We start from the raw sequence: 21,665 nt of genomic DNA on the forward strand, positions 1-21,665 counted from the left end.
CCGTCAAGCGCGGCCTCCTCGTCGGCACCGCCACCATCACCGCACAGATCAAGTAACACCCAGCACCACCGCACCACCGCACCACCGCACCACCGCACCACCGCAGCACCGCAGCACTGCACCACACGAGAAGGGCCGCCCCGGGCAACCGGGACGGCCCTTCCGTCGTCCAACGGGCCATCCCCTGGACCGCGCTCAGCGCCGTCCGCCTACCATCGAGCAGATGCCCGCTCCCCGATCGACCGTGACCGACGACCAACCCGGGCCCGATGACTTCATCCGCGTCCGCGGCGCCCGCGAGCACAACCTGCAGGACGTCGACGTGGACATCCCGCGCAACCGGATCGTCGCGTTCACCGGCGTCTCCGGATCCGGCAAGTCCTCGCTCGCGTTCGGCACCGTGTTCGCCGAGGCCCAGCGCCGGTTCCTCGAGTCCGTCGCCCCGTACGCCCGACGGCTCATCGCGCAGGGCTCGACGCCGCACGTCGACTCGATCACCGGGCTGCCGCCGGCCGTCGCCCTGCAGCAGCGCCGCGGCGCTCCGAGCAGCCGATCGACCGTCGGCACGCTGACGACCCTGTCGAACTCGATGCGCATGCTCTTCTCGCGCGCGGGCACCTACCCGGCCGGCACGGAGCGGCTCGAGTCGGACTCGTTCTCGCCGAACACCGTCGCCGGCGCCTGCCCCCGGTGCCACGGCCTGGGCATCGCGCACGAGGTCACCGAGGCCTCGGCCGTGCACGACCCGTCGCTGAGCATCCGCGACGGCGCGATCACCGCTTGGCCCGGAGCGTGGCAGGGCAAGAACCTGCGCGACGTGACCGCCGTGCTCGGCTACGACATCGACGTGCCATGGCGTGAGCTCTCCCGACAGGACCGCGACTGGTTGCTGTTCACCGAGGAGCAGCCGGTGGTCCAGGTCCACCCGAAGCGCGACCGCGTGGCGAAGCCGTACAAGGGGCGGTTCTGGAGCGCACGCCAGTTCGTGATGCACACCCTCGCCGACTCGCAGAGCGAGACGCAGCGGACCAAGGTGCTGCAGTTCGTCGAGTCGGGTCCGTGCGGCCTCTGCGGCGGCACCGGCCTGACCCGGGCCGCGCTCGCGGTGACGGTCGGCGGCCACTCGATCGCCGACCTGAACGGCCTGCCGCTCACGGCGCTGGCCGACGTCCTGCGCCCGATCGCCACCATCACGGACGCTGGCGCTGCCACCTCACGCGCCTCGTCCGGCGAGCACACCGAGGTCGCGGTCGCGATCTCACGCGACCTGCTCACCCGGGTCGAGGTGCTCGTCGGCCTGGGCCTCGGGTACCTCGCGCTCGATCGGGCCACCCCGACGCTCTCCCCCGGCGAGACGCAGCGCCTGCGCATCGCGACACAACTGCGCTCCGGCCTGTTCGGTGTCGTCTACGTGCTCGACGAACCGAGCGCCGGCCTGCACCCGGCCGACGCCGAGTCGCTGGTCGAGGTCCTCGACGACCTGCGCGCCGGTGGCAACAGCGTGTTCGTCGTCGAGCACGACATGAGCATCGTGCGGCGTGCCGACTGGATCGTCGACGTCGGCCCCGGCGCCGGGTCCGGCGGCGGCACCGTCCTGTACAGCGGACCCGTCGACGGCCTGGCCGAGGTCGAGGCCTCGGTCACCCGCCGGTTCCTGCACCCGCGCGGACGCGCCGACGACGAGCGCGCCGTCCGGACCCCGGTCGGGACCCTCGAACTCCGCGACCTCACCCTGCACAACCTGCGCAGCCTCGACGTCGACCTGCCGCTCGGGGTGCTCACTGCGGTCACCGGCGTCAGCGGCTCCGGCAAGTCGTCGCTCGTCGGCGGCGTCCTGCCCGGCATGGCGACGTCGCACCCGCTCATCGACCGTGTCGTGCAGGTCGACCAGAAGCCGATCGGCCGCACTCCCCGGTCGAACCTCGCCACCTACACCGGCCTGTTCGATGCCGTGCGTGCCGCGTTCGCCGCGACCGACGACGCCAAGACCCGCGGGTGGAGCGCCAGCCGGTTCTCGTTCAACGTCGCCGGCGGTCGGTGCGAGGTGTGCCAGGGCGAGGGTTCGGTGTCGGTCGAGCTGCTGTTCCTGCCGGGCAGTTGGTCACCCTGCCCGGAGTGCCACGGCGCGCGCTACAACGACGAGACGCTCGAGGTGCAGTGGAACGGGGCGTCGATCGCGGACGTCCTCGGCATGACCGTCGACCAGGCCGCTCCCTTCCTGGAGTCGTTGCCCGCCGCTGCCCGCGGGCTCGAGGCCCTGCGTCAGGTCGGGCTGGGCTACCTGCGCCTCGGGCAGCCCGCACCGGAGCTGTCCGGCGGCGAGGCCCAGCGCATCAAGCTCGCCACCGAGCTGCAGCGCGCCCGCACCGGGCACACGCTCTACCTGCTCGACGAGCCGACCACGGGGCTGCACCCGGCCGACGTCGAACTCCTGACCGCACAGCTCGCGCGCCTCACCGACGCCGGCAACACGGTCGTCGTGGTCGAGCACGCGATGGACGTCGTCGCGAGTGCCGACCACGTCATCGACATGGGTCCCTCCGGCGGCGAGGAGGGCGGCCGCGTGGTCGCGACCGGCACCCCGGTCGACGTGGCAGCGTCCACCACGAGCCGGACCGCGCCGTACCTGCGGGAGCAGCTGGGGCGCTGAGCGCAACCACGCGTGGACTGGCGCGTCCTGTGGCGGGCCGGCACCGTGCCTCCCGTCCGCCGGTGCGTGTGCATGTTCCGACGTTCCACGCGTCGATCAACCGGTGCCGTGTCGCAGGATGCGCGCGCATGCACCGCGCCCGCACCCGCACGCGCGCAACAGCGCCCGCCGGGACGGATCCCGACGGGCGCTGCTGGTGGTGCGGACTAGGCCCGGCGGAAGCGACGGGCGATGGTGAGCCCGACGCCCGCGAGCATCAGCAGGATCGCGAGGGCGATCACCGGGGCCGGGTCGCTGCCCGTGTAGGCGAGCGTCCCGTTCGGGCCGGCGCCGTTCGTCCCCGTGCTCCCCGCGCCACCGTTGCCGGCGGTCGCGAGACGGACGGTGAACGTCACCGGGTCGGACGCCGCCGAGGTGCCGTCGGGGCCGGTCTGGGTGGCGGTGATGGTCACCGTTCCCGGGCCGAAGCCGACGATCGGCGTGCACTTCCAGGTACCGTCCGCCGCGACGACCGCGGTGCAGACGATGACCGTGCCGACGGTGACGGTGACCGTCGCGCCGGGCTGCCCGGTGCCGGTGATCGGCGGGGTGGGCGTCGTGACGGTGCCACCGTCGGTCGGCGAGGTGATCACCGGCGGCGGGGTCGTCGTGGTCGACGCGGGGTTGTAGGTGTAGACCAGCGGGTCGGACGTGCCACCCGCGGTCGTCACCGTGACCTCGACGTCACCGGCAGCGTGCGCCGGCGTCGTGAAGGTGAGCGACGTGCCGTCCGCCGACACGCTGGCCGGCGTGATCGGGTCGGAGCCGTCCACCGAGACCGTGGAGTCGTCGGTGAAGCCGGTGCCCGTGACGGTCACGACCGTGCCACCAGCTGCCGGACCGTTGTCGGGGTCCAGCGACGAGATCGTCGGGACCGCGGTCTGGGCCGGGTTGTAGGTGTACGGCAGCGGCGCCGAGGTACCGGAGCCGTTGGTGACGGTCACGGGGACCGCACCGGCGGTGTGCGCCGGCGTCGTGAAGGTCAGCTCGGTGCCGTCGTCCGACACGGAGTCCGGCGTGATCGGGTCGGAGCCGTCGACGGAGACCGTCGAGTCGTCGGTGAAGCCGGTTCCGGAGACCGTGACGACCGTGCCACCCGTGACCGGACCGTTGTCGGGGTCCAGCGCCGTCAGCGTCGGGGCCCCGGCGGGTGCCGGGTTGTAGGTGTAGGTCAACGGGTCCGAGGTGCCGACGTCGGTCGTGACGGTGACGTCGACGGGACCAGCGACGTGCGCCGGCGTCGTGAACGTCAGCTCGGTGCCGTCGTCGGAGACCGACTCCGGGTCGATCGGGTCGGACCCGTCGACCGAGACGGTCGCGTCGTCGGTGAACCCGGTGCCCGTGACGGTGACGAGCGTGCCGCCGCTGACCGGCCCGTTGTCCGGGTCCAGCGTGGTGAGCGTCGGAACGGCGGCGGGTGCCGGGTTGTACGTGTAGTCGAGCGGGTCCGAGGTGCCAGCAGGCGTGGTGACCGTGACGTCGACCGTCCCGGCAGCATGCGCCGGAGTCGTGAAGGTCAGCTCGGTGCCGTCGTCGGAGACGGAGTCCGCCTCGATCGGGTCGGAACCGTCGACCGACACCGTGGCGTCAGCCGTGAACCCGGTCCCGGTGACGGTGACGGTGGTGCCACCGGCGACCGGCCCGTTGTCGGGGTCCAGCGACGTGGCGGTCGGGACGGCGAGGGGACCGGCGTTCGGACCGACCGCAGCCGAAGCGAGGTTGACCACCGCGGTGCCGGAAGCCGGCACGAGGGCGCGCTGGGTGTTGGCAGTGGGCACGAGGACGAGACGCAGGGCGCGCTGGGTGAAGACGCCGTCGGCGCTGGTCTCCTGCACGTTGGCCTGCAGCGACACGACGGTCGTCAGGGCTTCGGCGAGGGGCGTGACGACCGTCTCCCCGAGGCCGGCGACGACCTGGTTGATCGGGGCGACCACCTGCGCGATGACCGGGTTCACGACGTCCAGCAGCTGACCGACGGGCAGCGGCAGGCCGGCCACCGTGACGGTGAGCCCCCGGAGCGACTGCGTGATCTGGGTCACGGCACCCTGCAGCGCGGTGGTGACCGCCGGCAGGAGCTGCGTCGTGAGCGCGTCCGTGATGTACGGCAGCAGCTCGGTGTTCGCAGGCAGGTTGTTGATGTCCAGCCCGGCGTTCGTCAGCACCGCGGCGACGTCGATCGTGATCGCACCCGTCTGCAGGTTCGCCGTGATCGAGCCGTCGGCACTGGTGACGTCACCGGTGGCCGAGTCGAGCACCGTGACCAGGTCGGGCAGGCCCTGCACCTGGACGAGCGGGCCGAGCGGGCCGAGCGCGTTCAGCGTGTCCTGGACGCCGTCGACGGTCGGCTGGAGCGTGCCGAGCGTGGTGCGGAGACCCGACACCGTGCTGCCGAGCGCGGGGCTGGTCAGCGACAGGTCGAGGCCGGCGATGCCGTAGTCACCCGTCTGCGCGCCGTCCGGACCGGCTGCCTGTGCGGCGGTGGCGGAGACGGCGCCGACCTCGAGCTGGGCGTTCGCGAGTGCGCCGGCCAGGTCGGGCCCGATGAGTCCGGACAGGTCGAGGGTGGCGTTCGACTGCGGGACGCCGTCCTGGCCGCCCACGCCGATGCCGCCGGTGTTCGTGACCGCGCCGGACGCGGCGACCGAGCTGCCGTCGGCGTTGGCGGCAGCGTACTGGTTGACGGCGCCGAGGGCGAGGATGCCGTTGTTCCCCAGCAGGTTGAGTCCCCCGCCCAGGTTCACGTTCACCGCGTTGAGCGCGGTGACGTCCAGCGGGTGGACGTCGGTGTCCGTGGCGCCGCCGCTGTTGACCGCGTTCGCCGGGGTCACGGTGAGGATGTCGTCGAGGTTCACGCCGAGCGCGGAACCGCTGACGAAGCGGCCCTGCGCGGTGGACGCGACCGGCGCTGCCGTCGCGGGGGCGGCGGCGAGGATGCTGCCGCCCGCGCCGAGGAGCGCCACGGTGACGACCGCGATGCCTTGTTTCCGACCTGACCATCGGGTGGATGTGGGCGCCCCTGGGACTTTCTGGGCGCGCTCGAGTACTCCAAGCCTCATGTGGCTTCGCTCCTGATCCTGGTGCTGGTCCGGCAGTTGGTGATGCTGCCTGCAGCTGTGGTGTGGTTCCGATGAGCGTAACCCTGAACGGGCGCACAAGACCATCACCCCCGATCGGGGGCCTGCGCTCTGCGGATGCGGATGCAGATGCAGAGCGCCGGTACACGACGCGGTCAGATCTCGACGTCGCTGCCCATCGTCACGGTGCGCTGCGCGGGGAGGCCGAAGCGTGCAGCGGGGTCCGCCGCGTTGTGGGCGAGCCCGACGAACAGCTTCTTCCGCCAGCCGACCATGCCGCGGTTGCCCGGCGTCGGCCGGAGCGCGCCGCGCGAGATGAAGTACGAGGCGCGGAGCATCTCGTCCGGGTCGATGTCCAGGATCTCGGCCAGGCAGGCGGCGTGCAGTGCCCTCGGCAGGTCCTGGTCGTCAGAGAAGCCGAACTTCACCGTGATGTGGTCGATGCCGTCGTCCGCGTACCCCAGGTCGTCGCGGTGGAAGGCCTTCGCGTGCGGCACGTGCGGCACGTTCGCGGTGAGCACCGAGACGATCAGGACGGTCCGGTGCACCACGTGGTTGTGCTCGACGTTCGCCCGGAGCGCGAGCGGGGTGGTCTCCTTGTTCGGGTGCGGGAACACCGCCACCCCGGGCACCCGCGGGATGCTGTGGTGGTTGATGCGGTCGATGAACTCGGAGAGCGAGCCCTCACGCTCCTTGCGTTCCTCCTGCACCAGCGCGCGGCCTCGGCGCCACGTCGTCATCACGGTGATCACGGCGAGGGCGATGAGGAGCGGCACCCATCCGCCGTGGATGATCTTCGACAGGTTGCCGGCGAGGAAGGTGAGCTCGAGCCCGCCGAACGCCACCGCCGCGACCACGAGCTTCCAGGTCTTCCACTTCCACAGCGGCCGCACGACGAGCAGCAGCAGGATCGTGTCGACGACGAGGGCGCCCGTGACGGACACCCCGTACGCCGTCGCGAGGTTCGCCGACGAGCGGAACGCGAGCATGATCGCGAGCACCCCGATGAACAGCAGCAGGTTCACCGCGGGCAGGTAGATCTGGCCGCTCTCCCGCAGCGAGGTCTGCCGGATCGTGAGCGGCGGCAGCAGCCCGAGCTGGACCGCCTGCCGGGTGAGCGAGAACGCGCCGGAGATCACGGCCTGGCTGGCGATCACGGTCGCGAGCGTCGCCAGCACCACCACGGGCAACCGCAACGCGTCCGGGAACAGCAGGAAGAACGGGTCCTTCGCCGCCGAGGGGTCGCGGAGCACGAGCGACGCCTGCCCGAGGTAGTTGAGGACGAGCGCCGGGAACACCACGAAGAACCACGCCTTCAGGATCGGCGACCGACCGAAGTGCCCCATGTCGGCGTAGAGCGCCTCGGCACCGGTGATGACCAGCACCACCGCGCCCATCGCCACGAAGGTGATGTACGGGTGCGCGAACGCGAACGAGATCGCCCACGTCGGCGAGAGCCCCTGCAGGACACCGGGGTGCTCGATGATGTGCGGGACGCCGGCGGCGGCGATCACCACGAACCAGAGCAGCATCACCGGGCCGAACAGGTTGCCGACCTTGCCGGTGCCGAACCGTTGCACCGCGAAGAGCACGACCAGGATGACCGCGGCGATCGGCACGATGAGGTGTTCCACCGACGGCGCTGCCGTGCCCAGGCCCTCGACCGCGGACAGCACCGAGACCGCCGGGGTGATCACGGAGTCGCCGTAGAACAGCGAGACGCCGACGATGCCGATCACCAGGAAGATCACCGAGCCGCCGCGGCGCTTCGCGTAGAGCCGTCGGGCCAGGGCGGCGAGCGCCATGACCCCGCCTTCACCGTCGTTGTCGGCGCGCATCAGGATCAGGACGTACTTGATCGAGACGATGATCGTGATGCTCCAGAACATCATCGAGATGACGCCGTAGACGTCCTCTTGGTTGGCCTTCACCAGGCCGTCGTCGATCGTGAACACCGTGCGGAGTGCGTAGAGCGGGCTCGTGCCGATGTCGCCGAACACCACGCCGAGGGCGGCGAGCGCCAGCACCGCGACACCCTTGCGCGGACCGTGACCACCGTCGTCGGTCGTCTCGGTCGCGGGGGTGGTCGGGTCCGTCGGCTTCGACGGTTCCGTCGGGGTCTCGGAGCGGGTATCGGTCACGCTCGGCACTTCCGTCTCCGGCCGTCGGGGCGACGGCCGCCGCTCATCATCGCACCGCTCGCGGGGCGCGCTCGCAGCTGGCGCACAAGCGTGCGCACAACGGCTCTCGACGTGCCCGCGGGGCGGACGGGAGGCACGTGGCGGCCTGGCACCGGGCCTCCCGTCCGACGACCGGCCAGTTCAGGGCCGCAGGCCGCGCACCAGGTCGTGGACCACGCGGGCGGCGCGCGCCGCGGCGCCGTCCAGGTGCTCGCGGAACTCCGCGCCGTCGGGTGCGCACAGGTCGCTGATGCACCGGACGGACACGAAGGGCATGTCGTGCACGTGGGCGAACTGGGCGATGGCGGCGGATTCCATGTCGACCGCGGCCACGTCGGGGAAGGCACCGCGGAGTGTCCGGGCGCGGCCCTCGGTGACGAAGACCTCGCTCGAGCCGATCGTCGCCGAGCGCAGCGGCCACGCGATGTCCGCACCCATCGCCAACTCGACCAGGCGGGCGTCCGGGGCGTACCCGGTCGGCATCCCGGGGACCTGGCCGAGGGCGTAGCCGAACGCCGTGGCGTCCGCGTTGAGGTTGACGTACCGGTCGCCGACGACGACGTCACCGATCGCGATGCCGTGCATGAGCCCGCCGGCGGTCCCGACGCTGATCACCGGGATGCCCGGCCCGAAGTCGTGGAAGCCGTGCGCGACGGCGGCCGTCGCGTTCGTGAAGCCGATGCCGCTGCGGCGGACGACGACGGTGGCGCCGCCGATGTCGAGCAGCTGGTGCGGGTCGTGCCCGCCGACGGGGCCGTCCAGGACGGGGACGCCGCCGAAGAGGTCGGCGAAGGCCGAGACCTCTTCGCTCATGGCCGCGATGATGATCGCGACGGGCGCCTGCTGTTGCACTGATCGATCCTCGCACGCCGAGGACGCAGAAGATGCCAGCTACCGCTGCCGGGCGAGCTCGTCGGCGACGAATGCCGCCATGGCGTCGGCGCCGAAGTGGTCGTCAGCGGTGATCGTGACCACGGTGTCGCCGCCGGGATGGTCGTCGAACAGCAGCATCTGCCCGTACGCCCCGTGCAGCCGCCACAGCTGCCCCGGACCACCCCACCCGGCCATCGCGTAGCGGTGGTACCCCGGCCCGGTCCCCTCGCGTTCGACCCAGTCGGTGTGCATCGCGTCGCACCAGCGGCCGCTGACGATGCGCCGTCCGTCGACCACCCCGCCGTCACGGATGAGCCGGCCGAGCCGGGCGAGCTCCTCGGTGCGGAGCGCCAGCCCCTCACCGGCGGCGACGTACCCGTTCGCGCAGCGCGACCACTCCACGTCCTCGATGCCGAGCGGGTCGAACAGCCGTCGGGACACGAACGCGCCGACGTCGCCGACACGGGTCTCGAGCACGCGCATCGCCGTGTAGGTGCTGACGTTGGCGTACTGGAACACGCGGCCCCGCGACGGCCGCCGCAGGAACTCGGCCGCCAGGTCCGGCCAGTCGGTCAGCTCGGTCGCCGACCAGGGCATGTCGATGCCGCTCGTCATGGTGAGCAGGTGCCGGAGCGTGACCCGGTCGACGCCGTCGCCGAGTTCGAACCCGGGCAGGGCGTCGGCGATCGGTTCGTCGACGTCGACCAGGCCGTCGTCGGCGGCGATCCCGGTGGCGAGGACGCAGACGCCCTTGGCCACGGAGTGGATCTCCTCGCGCACGTCGGGGGTCCAGCGGTGCTCGGCGACGTCGTCGTTCGCAGTCCGGACGTGCAGCCCATGGGCGCCGAAGCCGGTGTCGTCGACGTGGCGGACGATCGCGTCGAGGATGCTGGTCGCGGTGGTCACACCGCCATCTTCTCGCGTGGCACCACCCTGGTGCCGCCGTGTCCCTCACGCGAGAAGGGTGCGGAACCGATGGCGTTGGTTCTGTATTCGTCGTAAGTGTTACCAACGCGAGCGGGGATGAACGGGTGAGGGCCCTGGTCGACCTCGCGATCGAGCATCCGGTCCTCAACGCCGGTCTCATCCAGGATCGTCTCGGTGTCGCTGCGCCGACCGCGTACCGTGCCGTCGAGACCCTGGTGCAACGCGGTGTCCTCCGACCGGCGAACTCGAAGCAACGCAATCGGATCTGGATCGCCGAAGCGCTGATCGAGGCGCTGGAGGCCTTCGCGGCTCGCGCCGTGCGGCGCGGTCCGGCTCAGCGACCCTGAACCGTCGACCAAGCGGACGGGAGGCACGTGGCGGTCCCGCACTGTGCCTCCCGTCCGATGACCCGGCGCTACTGCGATCGCAGTACGTGCGCAGGTCGCCGTCTTGGTCAGATGGTTCCGTCCCGAGCCGACCGTGCTCGTGACGGAAGGAGCACCATGCGCACCGTCGTCGTCACCGGCCCCGGATCCGTCGAGATCCGCGACGAGCCCGTCCCCGAGGTCGGCCCCGCCGACGTCCTGATCGCCGTCAAGGCGTGCGGGGTCTGCGGCTCCGACGCCTTCTACGCCGCCCGCGGCGGCATCCCGCCGCGCGAGGGCCACACGCCCCTCGGCCACGAGGTCGCCGGCGAGGTCACCGTCGTCGGCGACGCGGTCGAGGGCATCGCCGTCGGCGACCACGTGGTGGTCAACCCGATGGGCGACCCACGCGGGATCATCGGCAACGGTGGCCCCACCGGCGGGCTCTCCGAGTTCCTGCTCGTCGAGCAGGCCGTGCTCGGCACCAGCATCGCGATCGTCCCGCAGGACCTGCCCTGGCAGGTGGCCGCGCTCAACGAGCCGATGGCGGTCGCCCTGCACGCCGTGAACCGGACCGCGCCGCAGCCCGGTGACACGGTGGTCGTGTTCGGTGCCGGCCCGATCGGGCTGGGCGCCGTGATCAGCTACAAGGCGCTCGGCGTCGGCCACGTGGTCGTCGTCGACGTGATCGCCTCGCGGCTCGAGAAGGCGCTGCTCGTCGGAGCCGACGCGGTCGTGAACTCGGCGGAGGAGTCGCTGGACGAGCGCCTGATCGCCCTGCACGGCGAAGCGCGCGACGGCGTCGGGCACGGCGGGAAGTCCGGCACCGACGTCTGGCTCGACGCCGCCGGGGTCCCAGCCACCGTGCAGACGGCGTTGCGACTGGCGAAGCACCGCGCGACGATCGGCGTCGTGGCGGTGCACAAGCGGCCGGTGGAGGTCGACTTCGGCGACCTGCTGGCCGTCGAGCCGACGATCGTGACCGCCATGGGGTACCCGACCGAGATCTTCGACGTCACCGAGCACATCATCGCGAACCCCGAGGCGTACGCACGGATCGTCAGCGACGTGTTCCCGGCGAGCGACGTGCTCGAGGCCCTCCGGGTGGCGGCGACCCCCGGGGCGGCCGACAAGGTCGTCGTCACGTTCGACTGATGCCGGCGCGCAGGCAGGCGGCCGTCCGGTACGCGGTCGCGGTGTGGCGGGACCGGCCGCGGCGCGGGCTCGTGCTCGCCGTGCTGTCGGTGCCGGGCAGCCTCGTGATGGCGGGGTGGAAGGTCGTCCTGTTCTGCGCCGCCCCCTCGTTGTTCCTCGCCGCGACCGTGGTCTTCACGCTCGGGGTCGCGGCCGCGAAGGTCTGGGCCGTCCGTCGGCACCGACGCTCGTTCGCGTTCGACGTGGCGAACGGCGAGCGGATGCGGTTCCGGCAGGCCGGACACCGGTGGATCGGGGGTGCGGTGACCGCGATGTCGGTCGTGTTCGTCGGGTGCAGTGTGCCGATGCTCGTCGGGCGAGCGCACCCGGTGCACTACGACCAGTGGGTGGCGATCGTCATCGCGGCCGCGACCTTCGCCGAGCTGGGGGTCGGGGTCTGGGGTGCGGTGACCGCTCGCAAGGACGGGGAACCGCTCGTCGAGGCGACGAAGCTCGTGAACGTCGCCGCCGCCGTGGTCCTGCTCGTCCTGACCCAGTCGGCACTGCTCTCGTTCGCGGCCAGCGCCGAGGACGCCGCTTCGACCACGGGTGCGAGCGGGGTGTTCCTCGGCGGTGTGGCCGCGGTGATCGGGCTCGCGATGGCGCTGCGGCGGTTCCCGGTGGTGACGGGTGCCGTCTCAGTCGACCAGGCCGGCCTGGAAGGCGAACGCCACGAGCTGGGCCCGGTCGCGGGCGTCGACCTTCGCCATGGCCCGGTTCACGTGGGTCTTGACCGTGAGCGGTGAGAGGAACAACTCGGCGCTGATGGCGTCGATCCCCTGACCCCGGCTGACCATGGCCACGACGTCGCGCTCGCGAGCGGTGAGGGCCTCGAAGCGCCGGGTCATCTCCGGGTCGACCGAGGACGCCGGAGTGCGGGCGACCTGTCCGATGAGCGCCGCTGCAGCCGCCGCGGACAGCGCCCCGCCGCCCGCGGCCACCTCCTCGATCGCCGCGACGAGCTCTGCGGGGCCCGCGGCCTTGCTGAGGAAGCCGTTCGCCCCGGCACGCAGCGCCGCGAAGACGAGCTCGTCCTGGTCGAAGGTCGTCAGCATGACGATCCGCACCTGCTCCGCGGTGCGTTCGGCGCGGATCCGACGGGTCGCCTCGACCCCGTCGATGCCCGGCATCCGGATGTCCATCATGACGACGTCCGCCGGCACCGACAGCGCCGTCTGCACCGCGGCGAGCCCGTCCGCTGCCTCGCCGACGACCTCGAGGCCGTCCTGCCGGTCGAGGATCGCGCGCAGCCCCAGTCGGATCATGTCCTGGTCGTCGACCAGGATCACTCGTGTGGTCATCGTGCTCCGTTCGTGGTGGGCAGGTGGACGCGCACGACGAACAGCACGCCGTCCGCCGCGGCCTGCACGGACCCGCCGACGGCGGCGACGCGTTCGCGCATGCCGACCAGGCCGAGCCCGCCGGTCCGGCCGGCGACGGGGTCGCTCGTCGGGGTCCGCCGACGGGGGTTGCGGACCTCGAGCACCAGGTCGCCGCCGCCGCGGGTGAGGGTGACGGTCGTCCGGCCCTCGCCGTGCCGGTGGGCGTTGGTGAGCGACTCCTGCAGCACCCGGTACACCGTCACACCGATCGGCGCGGAGACCGGACCGACGTCGTCCAGGCGCGCATCGACGTCGAGACCGATCCCTTCGTACGAGGCGACGAGTCCGGGGAGCTGCTCGATGCCGGGGGCCGGAGCCGTGGGGTCGTCGAGGTCGGCGACGCGGCCCGATGCGGAGCGCAGCACGGTCAGGACGTGCTGCGTCTCCGTCAGGACGTTCCGCACGCCGTCCCGGGCGGCGTCCAGCGCGCGCCGGGCCTCGTCCGCGCCGGCGGGCAGGGTGACCTCGGCGACCCCGAGCTGCATGCTGACGACCGCGATCTCGTGCCCGATGACGTCGTGCAGGTCCCGCGCGATCCGCACGCGTTCCTCGGCCACGCGGCGTTCGGCCTCGAGCTCCCGCGTGGCGACGGCATCGGCCGCGCGCTGTTCCAACGACGCCCGGTACTGGTGCTGGACCCGCAGCCCCGAGCCGATCGCCGCCGCGGCGACGACGGAGATGAGGGCGCCGAGCGCGGTCGGCACCGCACCGCCCTCCCCCGGTGCGAGGAGCGTGCCGACGACCACGCCGGGAGCGATGATCGCCGCGGCGCGGACCGGATGCCCCTCGCGCGATGACACCGCGAACAGCAGCAGCACCGCGCAGCTCCACGTCACGATCGGCGACCAACCGGACAGGCCGCCGAGCACGGGGGCGACCGTGGCGAGCCCGAGCGCCGTCCACGGTGCCCACGGCGCCGCGACGACGGCGAGCACGGTCGCGGCGACCGCGATGCCGGGCCCCGGTCCGGCACCGGCCGCGATCACCCGGCCCGACTCGATCGCACACGCGAGCAGGACGACGACGGCCGTGCCGCGGAACACCCAGCGGTCGTCCGGACGCCACGAACCCCAGATCGCCCGCAGTCGCCGCATGCACTCATCCTGTCGTGCGGGTCGGCGCTCCGGCTACTGCGAACGCAGTAGTCGGAGGTACCGCCGATCCGGGATCCCCCTGCGGCCCGTCCCCGGAACGATCGACACCAGGCCGGAACACTCCGGCACCGACCGGAGGAACCACCATGACGCTGACGAACACCGCCGCCCCCGCTGCCACCACGTACGACTACTGCACCGTCGACGTCCCTCGGGGCAAGGACGCCCTGTACGCCGACACCTACCGCAACTTCGGGTGGACGCCCGACGGCTCGGAGCGAACGGTCGGACCGACCCGACGGCACGTCCTCGGCCTCCGCCGCGACCGTTCCGTCCGCGCCGTCGAACTGACCGAGCTCCAGCAGAACGCCGAGACCGCCCTGGCCACGATCGACGCACTCGAGCGTTCCCGCACGACCGCGGCGACGGTCGTCGCGTACGCCCTCGGTGCGATCGGCAGCGTCCTGCTGGCCGGTTCGGTGTTCGCGATGCAGGACACCGTGGCCGTCCCCGACCTGCTCGCCGGACTCGACCCGGTCACGGTGTTCCTCGTCGGAGCCGGCGGCCTGGTCAACTGGGCGATCGCGCCGGTGGCCTTCCACCTCGTCCGGGCGGCGCGCACCAAGCGGATCCGTCCGGCCATCGACCGCCAGTTCGACGTCGTCTACGGCGCGTGCGAAGCGGCCAGCCGCCGCCGCAGCGTCTGATCCCGTCCGCGATCCGCGATGACGAACACCATCGCCCGAGCCGGCGCCGTCCTGCGTGCGCCGGCCCCCGGCCACCTGGAGACCCGGGTGCTGTACGCGCCGACCGCGTTCGTGCCGCTCCACCGGCACACGCTGGAGCAGTTCGGCTGGACGGTGACCGTGCAGGGCGGACGACTCGGCACGACGTCCCTCCTGCTCCAGCGTCTGCGCACCCGGCACGACCCGGCGCGACCGATCCTCGAACGTCGTGCCGAGCGGGCACTCGCCCGGATCGCCGCGCTCGAGCAGCAGCCGGTCCGACTCGCCGGTGTCGTCGCCACCGCCGGCTCCGCGGTCGCCGTGCTGGCGGTCGCGTTCGGCGGTCTGCTCGCCCTCGGCGGGGACCCGACGCTCGTCCCGGTCCTGGCCGGCGCCGGCGTGTGGATCGCCGCCGTGGCCGCTGCACCCGGCATCCGGTCGTGGCGGACCCAGCGGAACCAGGCCGAACTCGCTCGGGAGTACGCCGCCGTCGACGCATGCACGCACCCGCCCGTCGGGCCGTGAGCGCGACCGGGATACCGCAGACGCAGTACGCGCGGCACGGGGCGATCGAGCACCCTGGACCGGTGACCCGAACCCGCACCGACCACACCGCCCTGCTCGTCGTCGACCTGCAGGCCGGCACCGCCCCGTACCAGCGCACCCACCCCGTCGACGCCGTCGTGGCGAACGTCGACGCCCTCGCTCGCGCCACCCGGAACGCCGGCGGACCGGTGGTCTTCATCCGCCACGACCCCGCCGCGACCCCGGCAGGCGCGACCCAGTACGGCGGCGGCCCCCGCCCGGCTCCGGTCGCCTACGGCTCCCTGCTGCTCGAACCTGCCGACGACGACACCCTGACCCGCGGCGGGTGGAGCGCCTTCGCCGGCACCGACCTCGACGAGCGGCTGCGCGCCGGCGGCGTCACCGCAGTGGTCGTGGTCGGCCAAGCGACGACGTTCGGTGTCGAGTCCACGGCTCGGGCCGCGTACGACCTGGGCTACGACGTCGTCCTCGTCGAGGACGCCACCAACGACCCGGACCCCGACGCCCACGCCGCCCGGTTCCGGTCGGTGTTCCCCGCCCTCGGCGTCGTCACGCAGACGGCCGACCTGGCGGGGCCGGGCGCGGCCTGAGCGGCGACCGGACGGCGGACGGGAGGCACGGTGCCAGACCGCCACGTGCCTCCCGTCCATCACGTGGTCCGTTCAGGGCCGACCCTGTAGGACGGGAGTACTCGAGCGCACGCTCGCCCCCGACCCGAGGAGCACCCATGGCTGCGAAGACCATCGTCATCACCGGCGCGAGCGACGGCATCGGCGTCGCCGCCGCGCGGGAGCTCGTCCGCCGCGGCAACGAGGTCGTGGTGGTCGGTCGCAACCCCGCCAAGACCGAGCGGGTCGCCCGGGACCTCGGCGTGGACCACTTCGTGGCCGACTTCTCGGACCTGTCCGCCGTGCGGAAGCTCGCCGACGACCTGCTCGAACGATGCCCCCGGATCGACGTGCTCGCCAACAACGCCGGCGGCATCTTCAGCGCGGGCCGACAGGTCACCGTCGACGGCCACGAACTGACGTTCCAGGTCAACTACCTGGCGCCGTTCCTGCTCACGGAGCTGCTGCTGGACCGGCTCATCGCGTCCCGCGGAACGGTCGTCAACACCTCGAGCGTCGCGAACAAGCTGTTCGGCCGGGTGGACCTCGACGACCTCGAGGGCGAGCGGCACTTCCGGGCCACCAAGGCCTACGGCGACTCGAAGCTCGAACAGATCCTGTTCACCAAGGAACTCGACCGTCGGTACCGCGACCAGGGCGTCACGTCGACGGCGTTCCACCCCGGCACGATCAGCACCGGGTTCTCGAACGACAAGACCTCACCGATGTACCTCGTCTACCACACGCCCCTGCGCCACGTGTTCCTGACGACCCCGGAGAAGGGTGCCGACACGCTCGTGTACCTGGCCGACAACACCCCCGGTCGCGACTACCCGACCGGTGAGTACTACGTGAAGCGCAAGGTGGCGGCACCGAACGCGCAGGCCGAGGACGCCGACCTGGCGCGCGAGCTGTGGGACCGGAGCGTGGCGATGCTGCACGCGGCCTGACCGGTCGCGTTCCGCGATGGGTCTTCGGCGCGCTACGCGTCGGTCGTCGGCGCGGGGGTGGCCGTCGGCTGGGCCTGCCGCAGGCCGGTGACCAGCAGCGTCACGATCGTGCGCACGTCGTAGTCCGGGTCCTGGGGGCTCCACGCGACCAGGTCGCCCACGGCGCGGAGCAGCTGGTACGGCGACACCGTCGCGGCCACCTCGCCCGACGTGCGAGCATCGTCGAGCATCCGGCCGAGCACCGGGACGAGCTCGTCGACGAACAGGGTGTGCAGCGCAGTGAAGCCGTCGGCGTCCCCCTCCCACACCCGCGCCAGGCCGTGCTTCGTGCCGAGGAAGTCGACGAACTGGTGCACCCAGCGCAGGATCGCGTCGAACGCGGTCGGCGCCGAGGCGAGGAGCACGGGGCCGGCCTCGGCCAGGGCCTCGATCTGGTGCCGGTAGACGGCGACGACCAGGTCCGAGCGGGTCGGGAAGTGCCGGTAGAGCGTGCCCACCCCCAAGCAGGCTGCGGCGGCGACCTCGCGCACCGGCGCACCGACGCCGGACGCGGCGAAGACCCCGGCGGCGGCGTCGAGGATCGTCCGCTCGTTCCGTTCGACGTCGCGGCGACGCCGGGGCGGTGCGGTGTCGTTCGACGGCGCGGTGTCGTTCGACGGCGTGCTCATCCCCCGATCATCGCACGGTCTGCCCACGGAACGGAACGGCGCTCCGTTTCGCTTGCAATCCGGAGCGCTGTTCCGTATCGTTCCGGAACGTCGCTCCGTTTCGAGTGACGACCGCTTCCGGAAGGACCCCCTTGGCAACGACACCAGCACGCCCGCAGGTCATCAGCGTGCGCCCGATCACCCTCCCCGCGCCGCCACGCGGTCACGACCTCGAGGTCCGCGTCACCGCACCGACCACGGGCACGGACCTGCCCGTGGTCGTCTTCGCCCACGGCTTCGGGCAGTCGATGACCGGCGGCGACCCCCTCGTCGACCACTGGACCGCGGGCGGGTTCGTCGTCGTCCAGCCCACGTTCCTCGACTCGACGCAGTACGCCCTGCCGCTCGACGACCCCCGCACCCCGACGATCTGGCAGACGCGGGTCGACGACCTCGAGCGGGTGATCGACGACCTCGACGTCCTCATCGCCGCCGTCCCCGGTCTCGCCGGACGTGTCGACCCGGCGAACCTCGCGGTCGCCGGGCACTCGTGGGGCGGCCAGTCCGTCGGCATGCTCCTCGGCGCCCGGGTGATCGGGGCGGACGGGCAGCCCGGCGAGGACCGCACCGACCACCGGGTGCGAGCCGGGGTCCTACTCTCCACCACCGGGCTCGGTGGAGAGGACCTGACGCCGTTCGCGCAGGAGCACTTCGCCTTCATGAGCCCCGACTTCAGCCAGCTGCGCACCCCGTCGCTCGTCGTCGCCGGGGACCACGACCAGTCCCAGCTCTCCACGCGAGGCCCGGACTGGTTCACCGACGTGTACCACCACAGCCCCGGCGCCCGGCACCTGGTGACCGTGCACGGCGGGGAGCACCTGCTCGGCGGCATCCAGGACTACGCGTCCACCGCCACCACCGACGAGAGCCCGGAGCGCGTGGACCTGGTCCGCCGCACCACGACGGCGTTCCTCCGGACGACGCTCGGGCTCGACGACGATGCGTGGTCCGCTGTGGCCGCGGCCATCGCCCCTGCTCCGGGCGCGGACGCGGTCGGCCACATCGACACCAAGGAGGACCACTCGTGATCACCGCCCAGCACCCACTCCCCACCCCCTTCACCGCGTCGTCGACCGCCACCGACGTCCTCGATGGCGTCGACCTGACCGGCCGGAACGTCGTCGTCACGGGCGGCCACGGCCGTCTCGGCCGCGAGGCCAGCCGCGCCCTCGCAACCGCCGGTGCCACGGTCACCGTCGCCTCCCGCGACACCGACCGCGCGGGCGCCGCCGTCGCCGGACTCCCCGGCGTCCGCGTCGAGCAGCTCGACCTGACCGACCCCGCGTCGATCGACGCCTTCGCGGCGCGGTGGACGGCCTCCGGCTACCCACTCCACGCACTGGTGAACAACGCGGCGATGCTCTTCACCCCGGACCGTCGACTCGACGCCCGCGGCAACGACCTGTCGTTCTCGACGTCCCACCTCGGGCACTTCCGGCTCACGCGGGCGCTCCTCCCTTCCCTGCTGGAGGCCCGTGGTGCGCGGGTCCTCACCGTCACGTCCGGCGCCGCCAGGTTCGGGCAGATCCGGTGGGACGACCTGGCGTTCGCCAGCGGCTACGACGCGGCCGCCGCCTACGGGCAGTCCAAGCGGGCGAACGTGCTGTTCGCGGTCGAGCTCGACCGCCGGTACGCCGACCAGGGCATCCGCTCCTTCGCGGCACACCCCGGCGTGATCATCGGCCCCGGCCCGCACGACGAGTCCCGCATCGCCTCGTACCGCGAGCAGGGGTTGGTCGACGACGACGGCGAGACGGTCATCGATCCCGAGCACGGCAAGAAGACGATCGAGCAGGGGGCGGCGACGCTCGTGTTCGGTGCCGCGAGCCCGCTGCTCGACGGCGTCGGCGGCGTCTACCTGAAGGACAGCGACGTCGCCGTCATCGACGACGAGGTCCGGCCCCTCACCGCGGACAGCATCCCGTCGGACGCGAACTCGGCGATGCTCGATGCCGACGACGCGCGGCGGCTGTGGGAGGTCAGTGCGCGGCTGGCGGTGTGAGGACAGAGCGACCCGCCACCGTCCCTGACCGGGTCAGCCGCGTCGGTGCCGAGTGCGGTCGGCGAGCTGGCGCATCCGTTCCTCGGACACCGAACCCGGTTCCGCAGTCCACAGCACGATCAACTGGTCCTGGTCCATCGCCGACGCCAGGATCTCCCAGTCGAGCTCGACCTCACCGACGACTGGATGCCGCAGTGTCTTCCGTCCGGTCCCGCGACCGGCGACGGCATGGGCGGCCCAGATCTCCTGGAACTCCGGGAAGCCGGTGGACATCCCGTCGACGACCCGGTGGAGGTCGGGGTCGTCGGGGTACCGCGCGCTGTCACCCCGGAGCTGGGCGATGGCGAGTTCGACCACCTCTGACCAGTCGGCGTACAGAGTCCGCATGGCCGGGTCCGCGAACAGCAGCCGGATGAAGGTGCGATCCGCCGACGGGATGGCCCCGAAGTCGGTGATGAGCGCGGCACCGAGCCGGTTCCAGCCGATGATCTGCGTCAACCGCCCGAGGACGAACGCGGGCGTCGTCGCGAGGTCGTCCAATGCGCGCTGCAGCGCCGGTTGCACCACCTGGCTGCGAGGCAACGGCGGAGCCGTCTCGGCCTTGCGGGTGAGGTCGAACAAGTACGTCCGGTGCTCGTCCGTCAGGCGTAGCGCGTCCGCCAACCCTGCAAGGACCGGAGCGGACACGGCGATGCGTCCCTGCTCGATGCGCGTGTAGTACTCGACGCTGATCGACGCGGCCGCCGCGACTTCTCCCCGCCGGAGGCCGGGCACACGCCGCCTCGTGTCCGCGGGCACACCGAACGCCGCCGGGTCGAGTTCCGCACGCCGAGCGCGAAGGAAGTCACCCAGTTCCGCTGCACGCACGTCGATCGCCACGTCGGGCAGTCTGCCACCGGTCCGAGAGGGGGAGAGATCCCTGCCCTCCACAGCGCGTGCGCCGGCTGGCATCGTCGGGGTCATCCCCGACCACGAAGGAGCCGCCATGAGAGCGATCGGTCTGATCGAGTACGGAGCACCCGGTGTGCTGCACGAGGTGCAGCTGCCGGAACCGCACGCAGGACCGGGCGAGGTCCGTGTCCGTGTCCGTGCCGCCGCCGTCAACCCCGTCGACGCGATCATCCGATCCGGAGGGTTCGCCGGCAACGACCGTGCGATCGCCGTCCCCGTCGTCCCCGGCACCGACGTGGCCGGCATCCTCGACGAGATCGGCCCGGAGCAACCCGAGGGGTTCGACCTGGCCGTCGGCGACTCCGTCACCGGGTTCGTCGTGCCGGACGGGAGCCACGGCGGGTACTCCGAACAGATCGTCCTGCCGACCCTGTCGGTGACACGGATGCCGTCGAACGGCTCGTTCGCCCGAGGGGCGGCGTTCCTGTCGAACGCGCTCACCGCGGAGATCACCCTCGAACACCTCGCCCTGGGGCGCGGACAGACCCTCGCGGTGACCGGTGCGACCGGCGCCGTCGGCGGGTACCTGGTCCAGCTCGCCGCCGCGCGTGGCATCACCGTCATCGCCGATGCACGCCCCGCGGACGCACAGCGCGTCCGGGACCTCGGGGCGGCCGTCGTCCTCGACCGTGACGCGGACTTCGGGGCGGGGGTCCGGGAGGCCACCGACGGTCGCGGCGCCGACGCCGCCGCGGACCCCGCGATCCTCACCGACCAGGTCGTCGACGCGGTCCGCGACGGCGGGCAGGTCGCGTTCTACCTGCCGACCGACGTCGACCCGGGCCGTGGCATCAGCGTGTTCGGGTCCTACGTGATGCGCTCGAACCTCCGGCACGACGCCATCGAGCGGCTCGCCCGCTCTGTCGAGCGCGACGAGCTCACGGCCGACGTCGCCGGTGTCCTGCCGGCGCGCGACGCCGCCACCGCGCACGAACGACTCGAGCGAGGCGGCCTGCGTGGCCGGCTCGTCCTCGACTTCTGATCCCCGCCAACACACCGAAGGAACCACTCTTGGACACCACTGCAACCCTCCCCGCCGTCGGACAGACCTGGCTCGCTGACCTCGGCCCGGACACTCCCCTCGGCCACTTCACCGTCGAGATCACCTTCGACACGGACACCCAGGTCACCTTCCACGTCACCGGCGGTGCCATCGCCGGACGGACCGAGACGATGCCGTACACGACCACGAAGGTGCGCGACGGGCTCTACGTGGTCCGGTGGACCGAAGCCGACGCGGGCGACCACGTCACCCACATCGAGGACTACGACGCCGGGACCTGCATGGCCAGCTCCGTGGTCGGCGGGGAGTTCATCCAGCTCAGCGGCACCTGGACACGCGTCCGCTGACCTCTGGCGCTCTCGTCCGTCGCTGTCGACGCCTCGGCGGCGACGGCG

The 21,665-nt window shown here is 72.2% G+C and carries 20 protein-coding genes; 12 read left to right on the forward strand and 8 right to left on the reverse strand.

What is annotated here, in order from left to right; genetic code table 11:
- Positions 1–223: 223 nt before the first annotated feature.
- Positions 224–2,650 carry an excinuclease ABC subunit UvrA gene (locus ITJ59_RS00005; protein WP_194649057.1) on the forward strand — a complete coding sequence of 809 codons (2,427 nt, stop codon included), beginning with the start codon at positions 224–226 and terminating at the stop codon, positions 2,648–2,650.
- A 206-nt stretch (positions 2,651–2,856) separates the two neighbouring features.
- Here the strand turns inward: ITJ59_RS00005 and ITJ59_RS00010 are convergent, their stop codons facing one another.
- The 4 genes from ITJ59_RS00010 to ITJ59_RS00025 form a co-directional block, all read right to left on the reverse strand.
- Positions 2,857–5,649, reverse strand: coding sequence for a choice-of-anchor G family protein (locus tag ITJ59_RS00010; protein WP_194649058.1), 2,793 nt, complete (start codon positions 5,647–5,649; stop codon positions 2,857–2,859).
- A 269-nt stretch (positions 5,650–5,918) separates the two neighbouring features.
- Positions 5,919–7,904, reverse strand: a complete 1,986-nt coding sequence (locus ITJ59_RS00015) for a potassium transporter Kup (RefSeq protein ID WP_323749341.1) — start codon at positions 7,902–7,904, stop codon at positions 5,919–5,921.
- Positions 7,905–8,084: 180 nt separating this feature from the next.
- A complete protein-coding gene (mtnN, locus tag ITJ59_RS00020; protein ID WP_194649059.1) occupies positions 8,085–8,795 on the reverse strand; it encodes a 5'-methylthioadenosine/S-adenosylhomocysteine nucleosidase in 711 nt (236 codons plus the stop codon).
- Between the two features lie 39 nt (positions 8,796–8,834).
- Positions 8,835–9,722: a serine hydrolase domain-containing protein gene (locus ITJ59_RS00025; protein WP_194649060.1), complete on the reverse strand. Its 888-nt coding sequence runs from the start codon at positions 9,720–9,722 to the stop codon at positions 8,835–8,837.
- 125 nt (positions 9,723–9,847) lie between these two features.
- Here ITJ59_RS00025 and ITJ59_RS19755 point away from each other — a divergent pair, with 125 nt between their 5' ends.
- From ITJ59_RS19755 to ITJ59_RS00040, 3 genes are all read left to right on the forward strand, one after another.
- Positions 9,848–10,090 carry a helix-turn-helix domain-containing protein gene (locus tag ITJ59_RS19755; protein ID WP_416354845.1) on the forward strand — a complete coding sequence of 81 codons (243 nt, stop codon included), beginning with the start codon at positions 9,848–9,850 and terminating at the stop codon, positions 10,088–10,090.
- A 156-nt stretch (positions 10,091–10,246) separates the two neighbouring features.
- Entirely contained in the window at positions 10,247–11,263 is a 1,017-nt protein-coding gene (locus tag ITJ59_RS00035) for a zinc-dependent alcohol dehydrogenase (protein WP_194649062.1), read from the forward strand.
- The gene (locus ITJ59_RS00040; RefSeq protein WP_194649063.1) at positions 11,263–12,048 is read left to right on the forward strand and encodes a hypothetical protein; all 786 of its coding nucleotides are present in this window, start codon (positions 11,263–11,265) and stop codon (positions 12,046–12,048) included. The genes ITJ59_RS00035 and ITJ59_RS00040 overlap by 1 nt, the downstream gene beginning before the upstream one ends.
- On the opposite strand, the gene ITJ59_RS00045 is transcribed toward ITJ59_RS00040, so the two are convergent.
- Both ITJ59_RS00045 and ITJ59_RS00050 read right to left on the reverse strand, forming a co-directional pair.
- Entirely contained in the window at positions 11,941–12,603 is a 663-nt protein-coding gene (locus tag ITJ59_RS00045; protein ID WP_194649064.1) for a response regulator transcription factor, read from the reverse strand. The genes ITJ59_RS00040 and ITJ59_RS00045 overlap by 108 nt on opposite strands.
- Complete coding sequence (locus tag ITJ59_RS00050) at positions 12,600–13,778, reverse strand: sensor histidine kinase (RefSeq protein WP_194649065.1); 1,179 nt, start codon at positions 13,776–13,778, stop codon at positions 12,600–12,602. Before ITJ59_RS00050 ends, ITJ59_RS00045 begins: the two co-directional genes overlap by 4 nt.
- Before the next feature lie 146 nt (positions 13,779–13,924).
- On the opposite strand from ITJ59_RS00050, the gene ITJ59_RS00055 reads away from it, so the two are divergent.
- The 4 genes from ITJ59_RS00055 to ITJ59_RS00070 all read left to right on the forward strand — a co-directional run bounded on the left by ITJ59_RS00055 (position 13,925) and on the right by ITJ59_RS00070 (position 16,607).
- Entirely contained in the window at positions 13,925–14,485 is a 561-nt protein-coding gene (locus ITJ59_RS00055) for a hypothetical protein (protein ID WP_194649066.1), read from the forward strand.
- Positions 14,486–14,503: 18 nt separating this feature from the next.
- A complete protein-coding gene (locus tag ITJ59_RS00060; RefSeq protein WP_194649067.1) occupies positions 14,504–15,028 on the forward strand; it encodes a hypothetical protein in 525 nt (174 codons plus the stop codon).
- Positions 15,029–15,090: 62 nt separating this feature from the next.
- On the forward strand, positions 15,091–15,639 hold the full coding sequence (locus ITJ59_RS00065; RefSeq protein ID WP_194649068.1) for a cysteine hydrolase: 549 nt from the start codon (positions 15,091–15,093) through the stop codon (positions 15,637–15,639).
- A gap of 137 nt (positions 15,640–15,776) precedes the next feature.
- A complete protein-coding gene (locus ITJ59_RS00070) occupies positions 15,777–16,607 on the forward strand; it encodes an SDR family NAD(P)-dependent oxidoreductase (protein ID WP_194649069.1) in 831 nt (276 codons plus the stop codon).
- Between the two features lie 32 nt (positions 16,608–16,639).
- Here the strand turns inward: ITJ59_RS00070 and ITJ59_RS00075 are convergent, their stop codons facing one another.
- Positions 16,640–17,275, reverse strand: coding sequence for a TetR/AcrR family transcriptional regulator (locus ITJ59_RS00075; RefSeq protein WP_194649070.1), 636 nt, complete (start codon positions 17,273–17,275; stop codon positions 16,640–16,642).
- A gap of 131 nt (positions 17,276–17,406) precedes the next feature.
- Here ITJ59_RS00075 and ITJ59_RS00080 point away from each other — a divergent pair, with 131 nt between their 5' ends.
- A complete protein-coding gene (locus tag ITJ59_RS00080) occupies positions 17,407–18,342 on the forward strand; it encodes an alpha/beta hydrolase family protein (RefSeq protein ID WP_228510721.1) in 936 nt (311 codons plus the stop codon).
- Entirely contained in the window at positions 18,339–19,316 is a 978-nt protein-coding gene (locus tag ITJ59_RS00085; protein WP_194649071.1) for an SDR family NAD(P)-dependent oxidoreductase, read from the forward strand. The genes ITJ59_RS00080 and ITJ59_RS00085 overlap by 4 nt, the downstream gene beginning before the upstream one ends.
- A gap of 33 nt (positions 19,317–19,349) precedes the next feature.
- Here ITJ59_RS00085 and ITJ59_RS00090 read toward each other — a convergent pair whose 3' ends face one another.
- Positions 19,350–20,195, reverse strand: coding sequence for a helix-turn-helix transcriptional regulator (locus ITJ59_RS00090; protein ID WP_323749342.1), 846 nt, complete (start codon positions 20,193–20,195; stop codon positions 19,350–19,352).
- A gap of 106 nt (positions 20,196–20,301) precedes the next feature.
- On the opposite strand from ITJ59_RS00090, the gene ITJ59_RS00095 reads away from it, so the two are divergent.
- A complete protein-coding gene (locus ITJ59_RS00095; RefSeq protein WP_194649073.1) occupies positions 20,302–21,249 on the forward strand; it encodes a quinone oxidoreductase family protein in 948 nt (315 codons plus the stop codon).
- Between the two features lie 29 nt (positions 21,250–21,278).
- Positions 21,279–21,617 (forward strand): MoaF-related domain-containing protein, encoded by a 339-nt coding sequence (locus ITJ59_RS00100; protein WP_194649074.1) that lies wholly within the window; start codon positions 21,279–21,281, stop codon positions 21,615–21,617.
- The last annotated feature ends 48 nt before the right edge of the window (positions 21,618–21,665 follow it).

It is taken from the genome of Curtobacterium sp. VKM Ac-1393, assembly GCF_015350995.1.
Lineage (GTDB): Bacteria > Actinomycetota > Actinomycetes > Actinomycetales > Microbacteriaceae > Curtobacterium.

Bases quoted from the DNA above. Each gene is read 5' to 3' on its own strand.
- ITJ59_RS00005 (WP_194649057.1), top strand. From the start codon at position 224: ATGCCCGCTCCCCGATCGACCGTGACCGACGACCAACCCGGGCCCGAT.
- ITJ59_RS00035 (WP_194649062.1), top strand. From the start codon at position 10,247: ATGCGCACCGTCGTCGTCACCGGCCCCGGATCCGTCGAGATCCGCGAC.
- ITJ59_RS00040 (WP_194649063.1), top strand. From the start codon at position 11,263: ATGCCGGCGCGCAGGCAGGCGGCCGTCCGGTACGCGGTCGCGGTGTGG.
- ITJ59_RS00045 (WP_194649064.1), bottom strand. From the start codon at position 12,603: ATGACCACACGAGTGATCCTGGTCGACGACCAGGACATGATCCGACTG.
- ITJ59_RS00050 (WP_194649065.1), bottom strand. From the start codon at position 13,778: ATGCGGCGACTGCGGGCGATCTGGGGTTCGTGGCGTCCGGACGACCGC.
- ITJ59_RS00055 (WP_194649066.1), top strand. From the start codon at position 13,925: ATGACGCTGACGAACACCGCCGCCCCCGCTGCCACCACGTACGACTAC.
- ITJ59_RS00060 (WP_194649067.1), top strand. From the start codon at position 14,504: ATGACGAACACCATCGCCCGAGCCGGCGCCGTCCTGCGTGCGCCGGCC.
- ITJ59_RS00070 (WP_194649069.1), top strand. From the start codon at position 15,777: ATGGCTGCGAAGACCATCGTCATCACCGGCGCGAGCGACGGCATCGGC.
- ITJ59_RS00075 (WP_194649070.1), bottom strand. From the start codon at position 17,275: ATGAGCACGCCGTCGAACGACACCGCGCCGTCGAACGACACCGCACCG.
- ITJ59_RS00095 (WP_194649073.1), top strand. From the start codon at position 20,302: ATGAGAGCGATCGGTCTGATCGAGTACGGAGCACCCGGTGTGCTGCAC.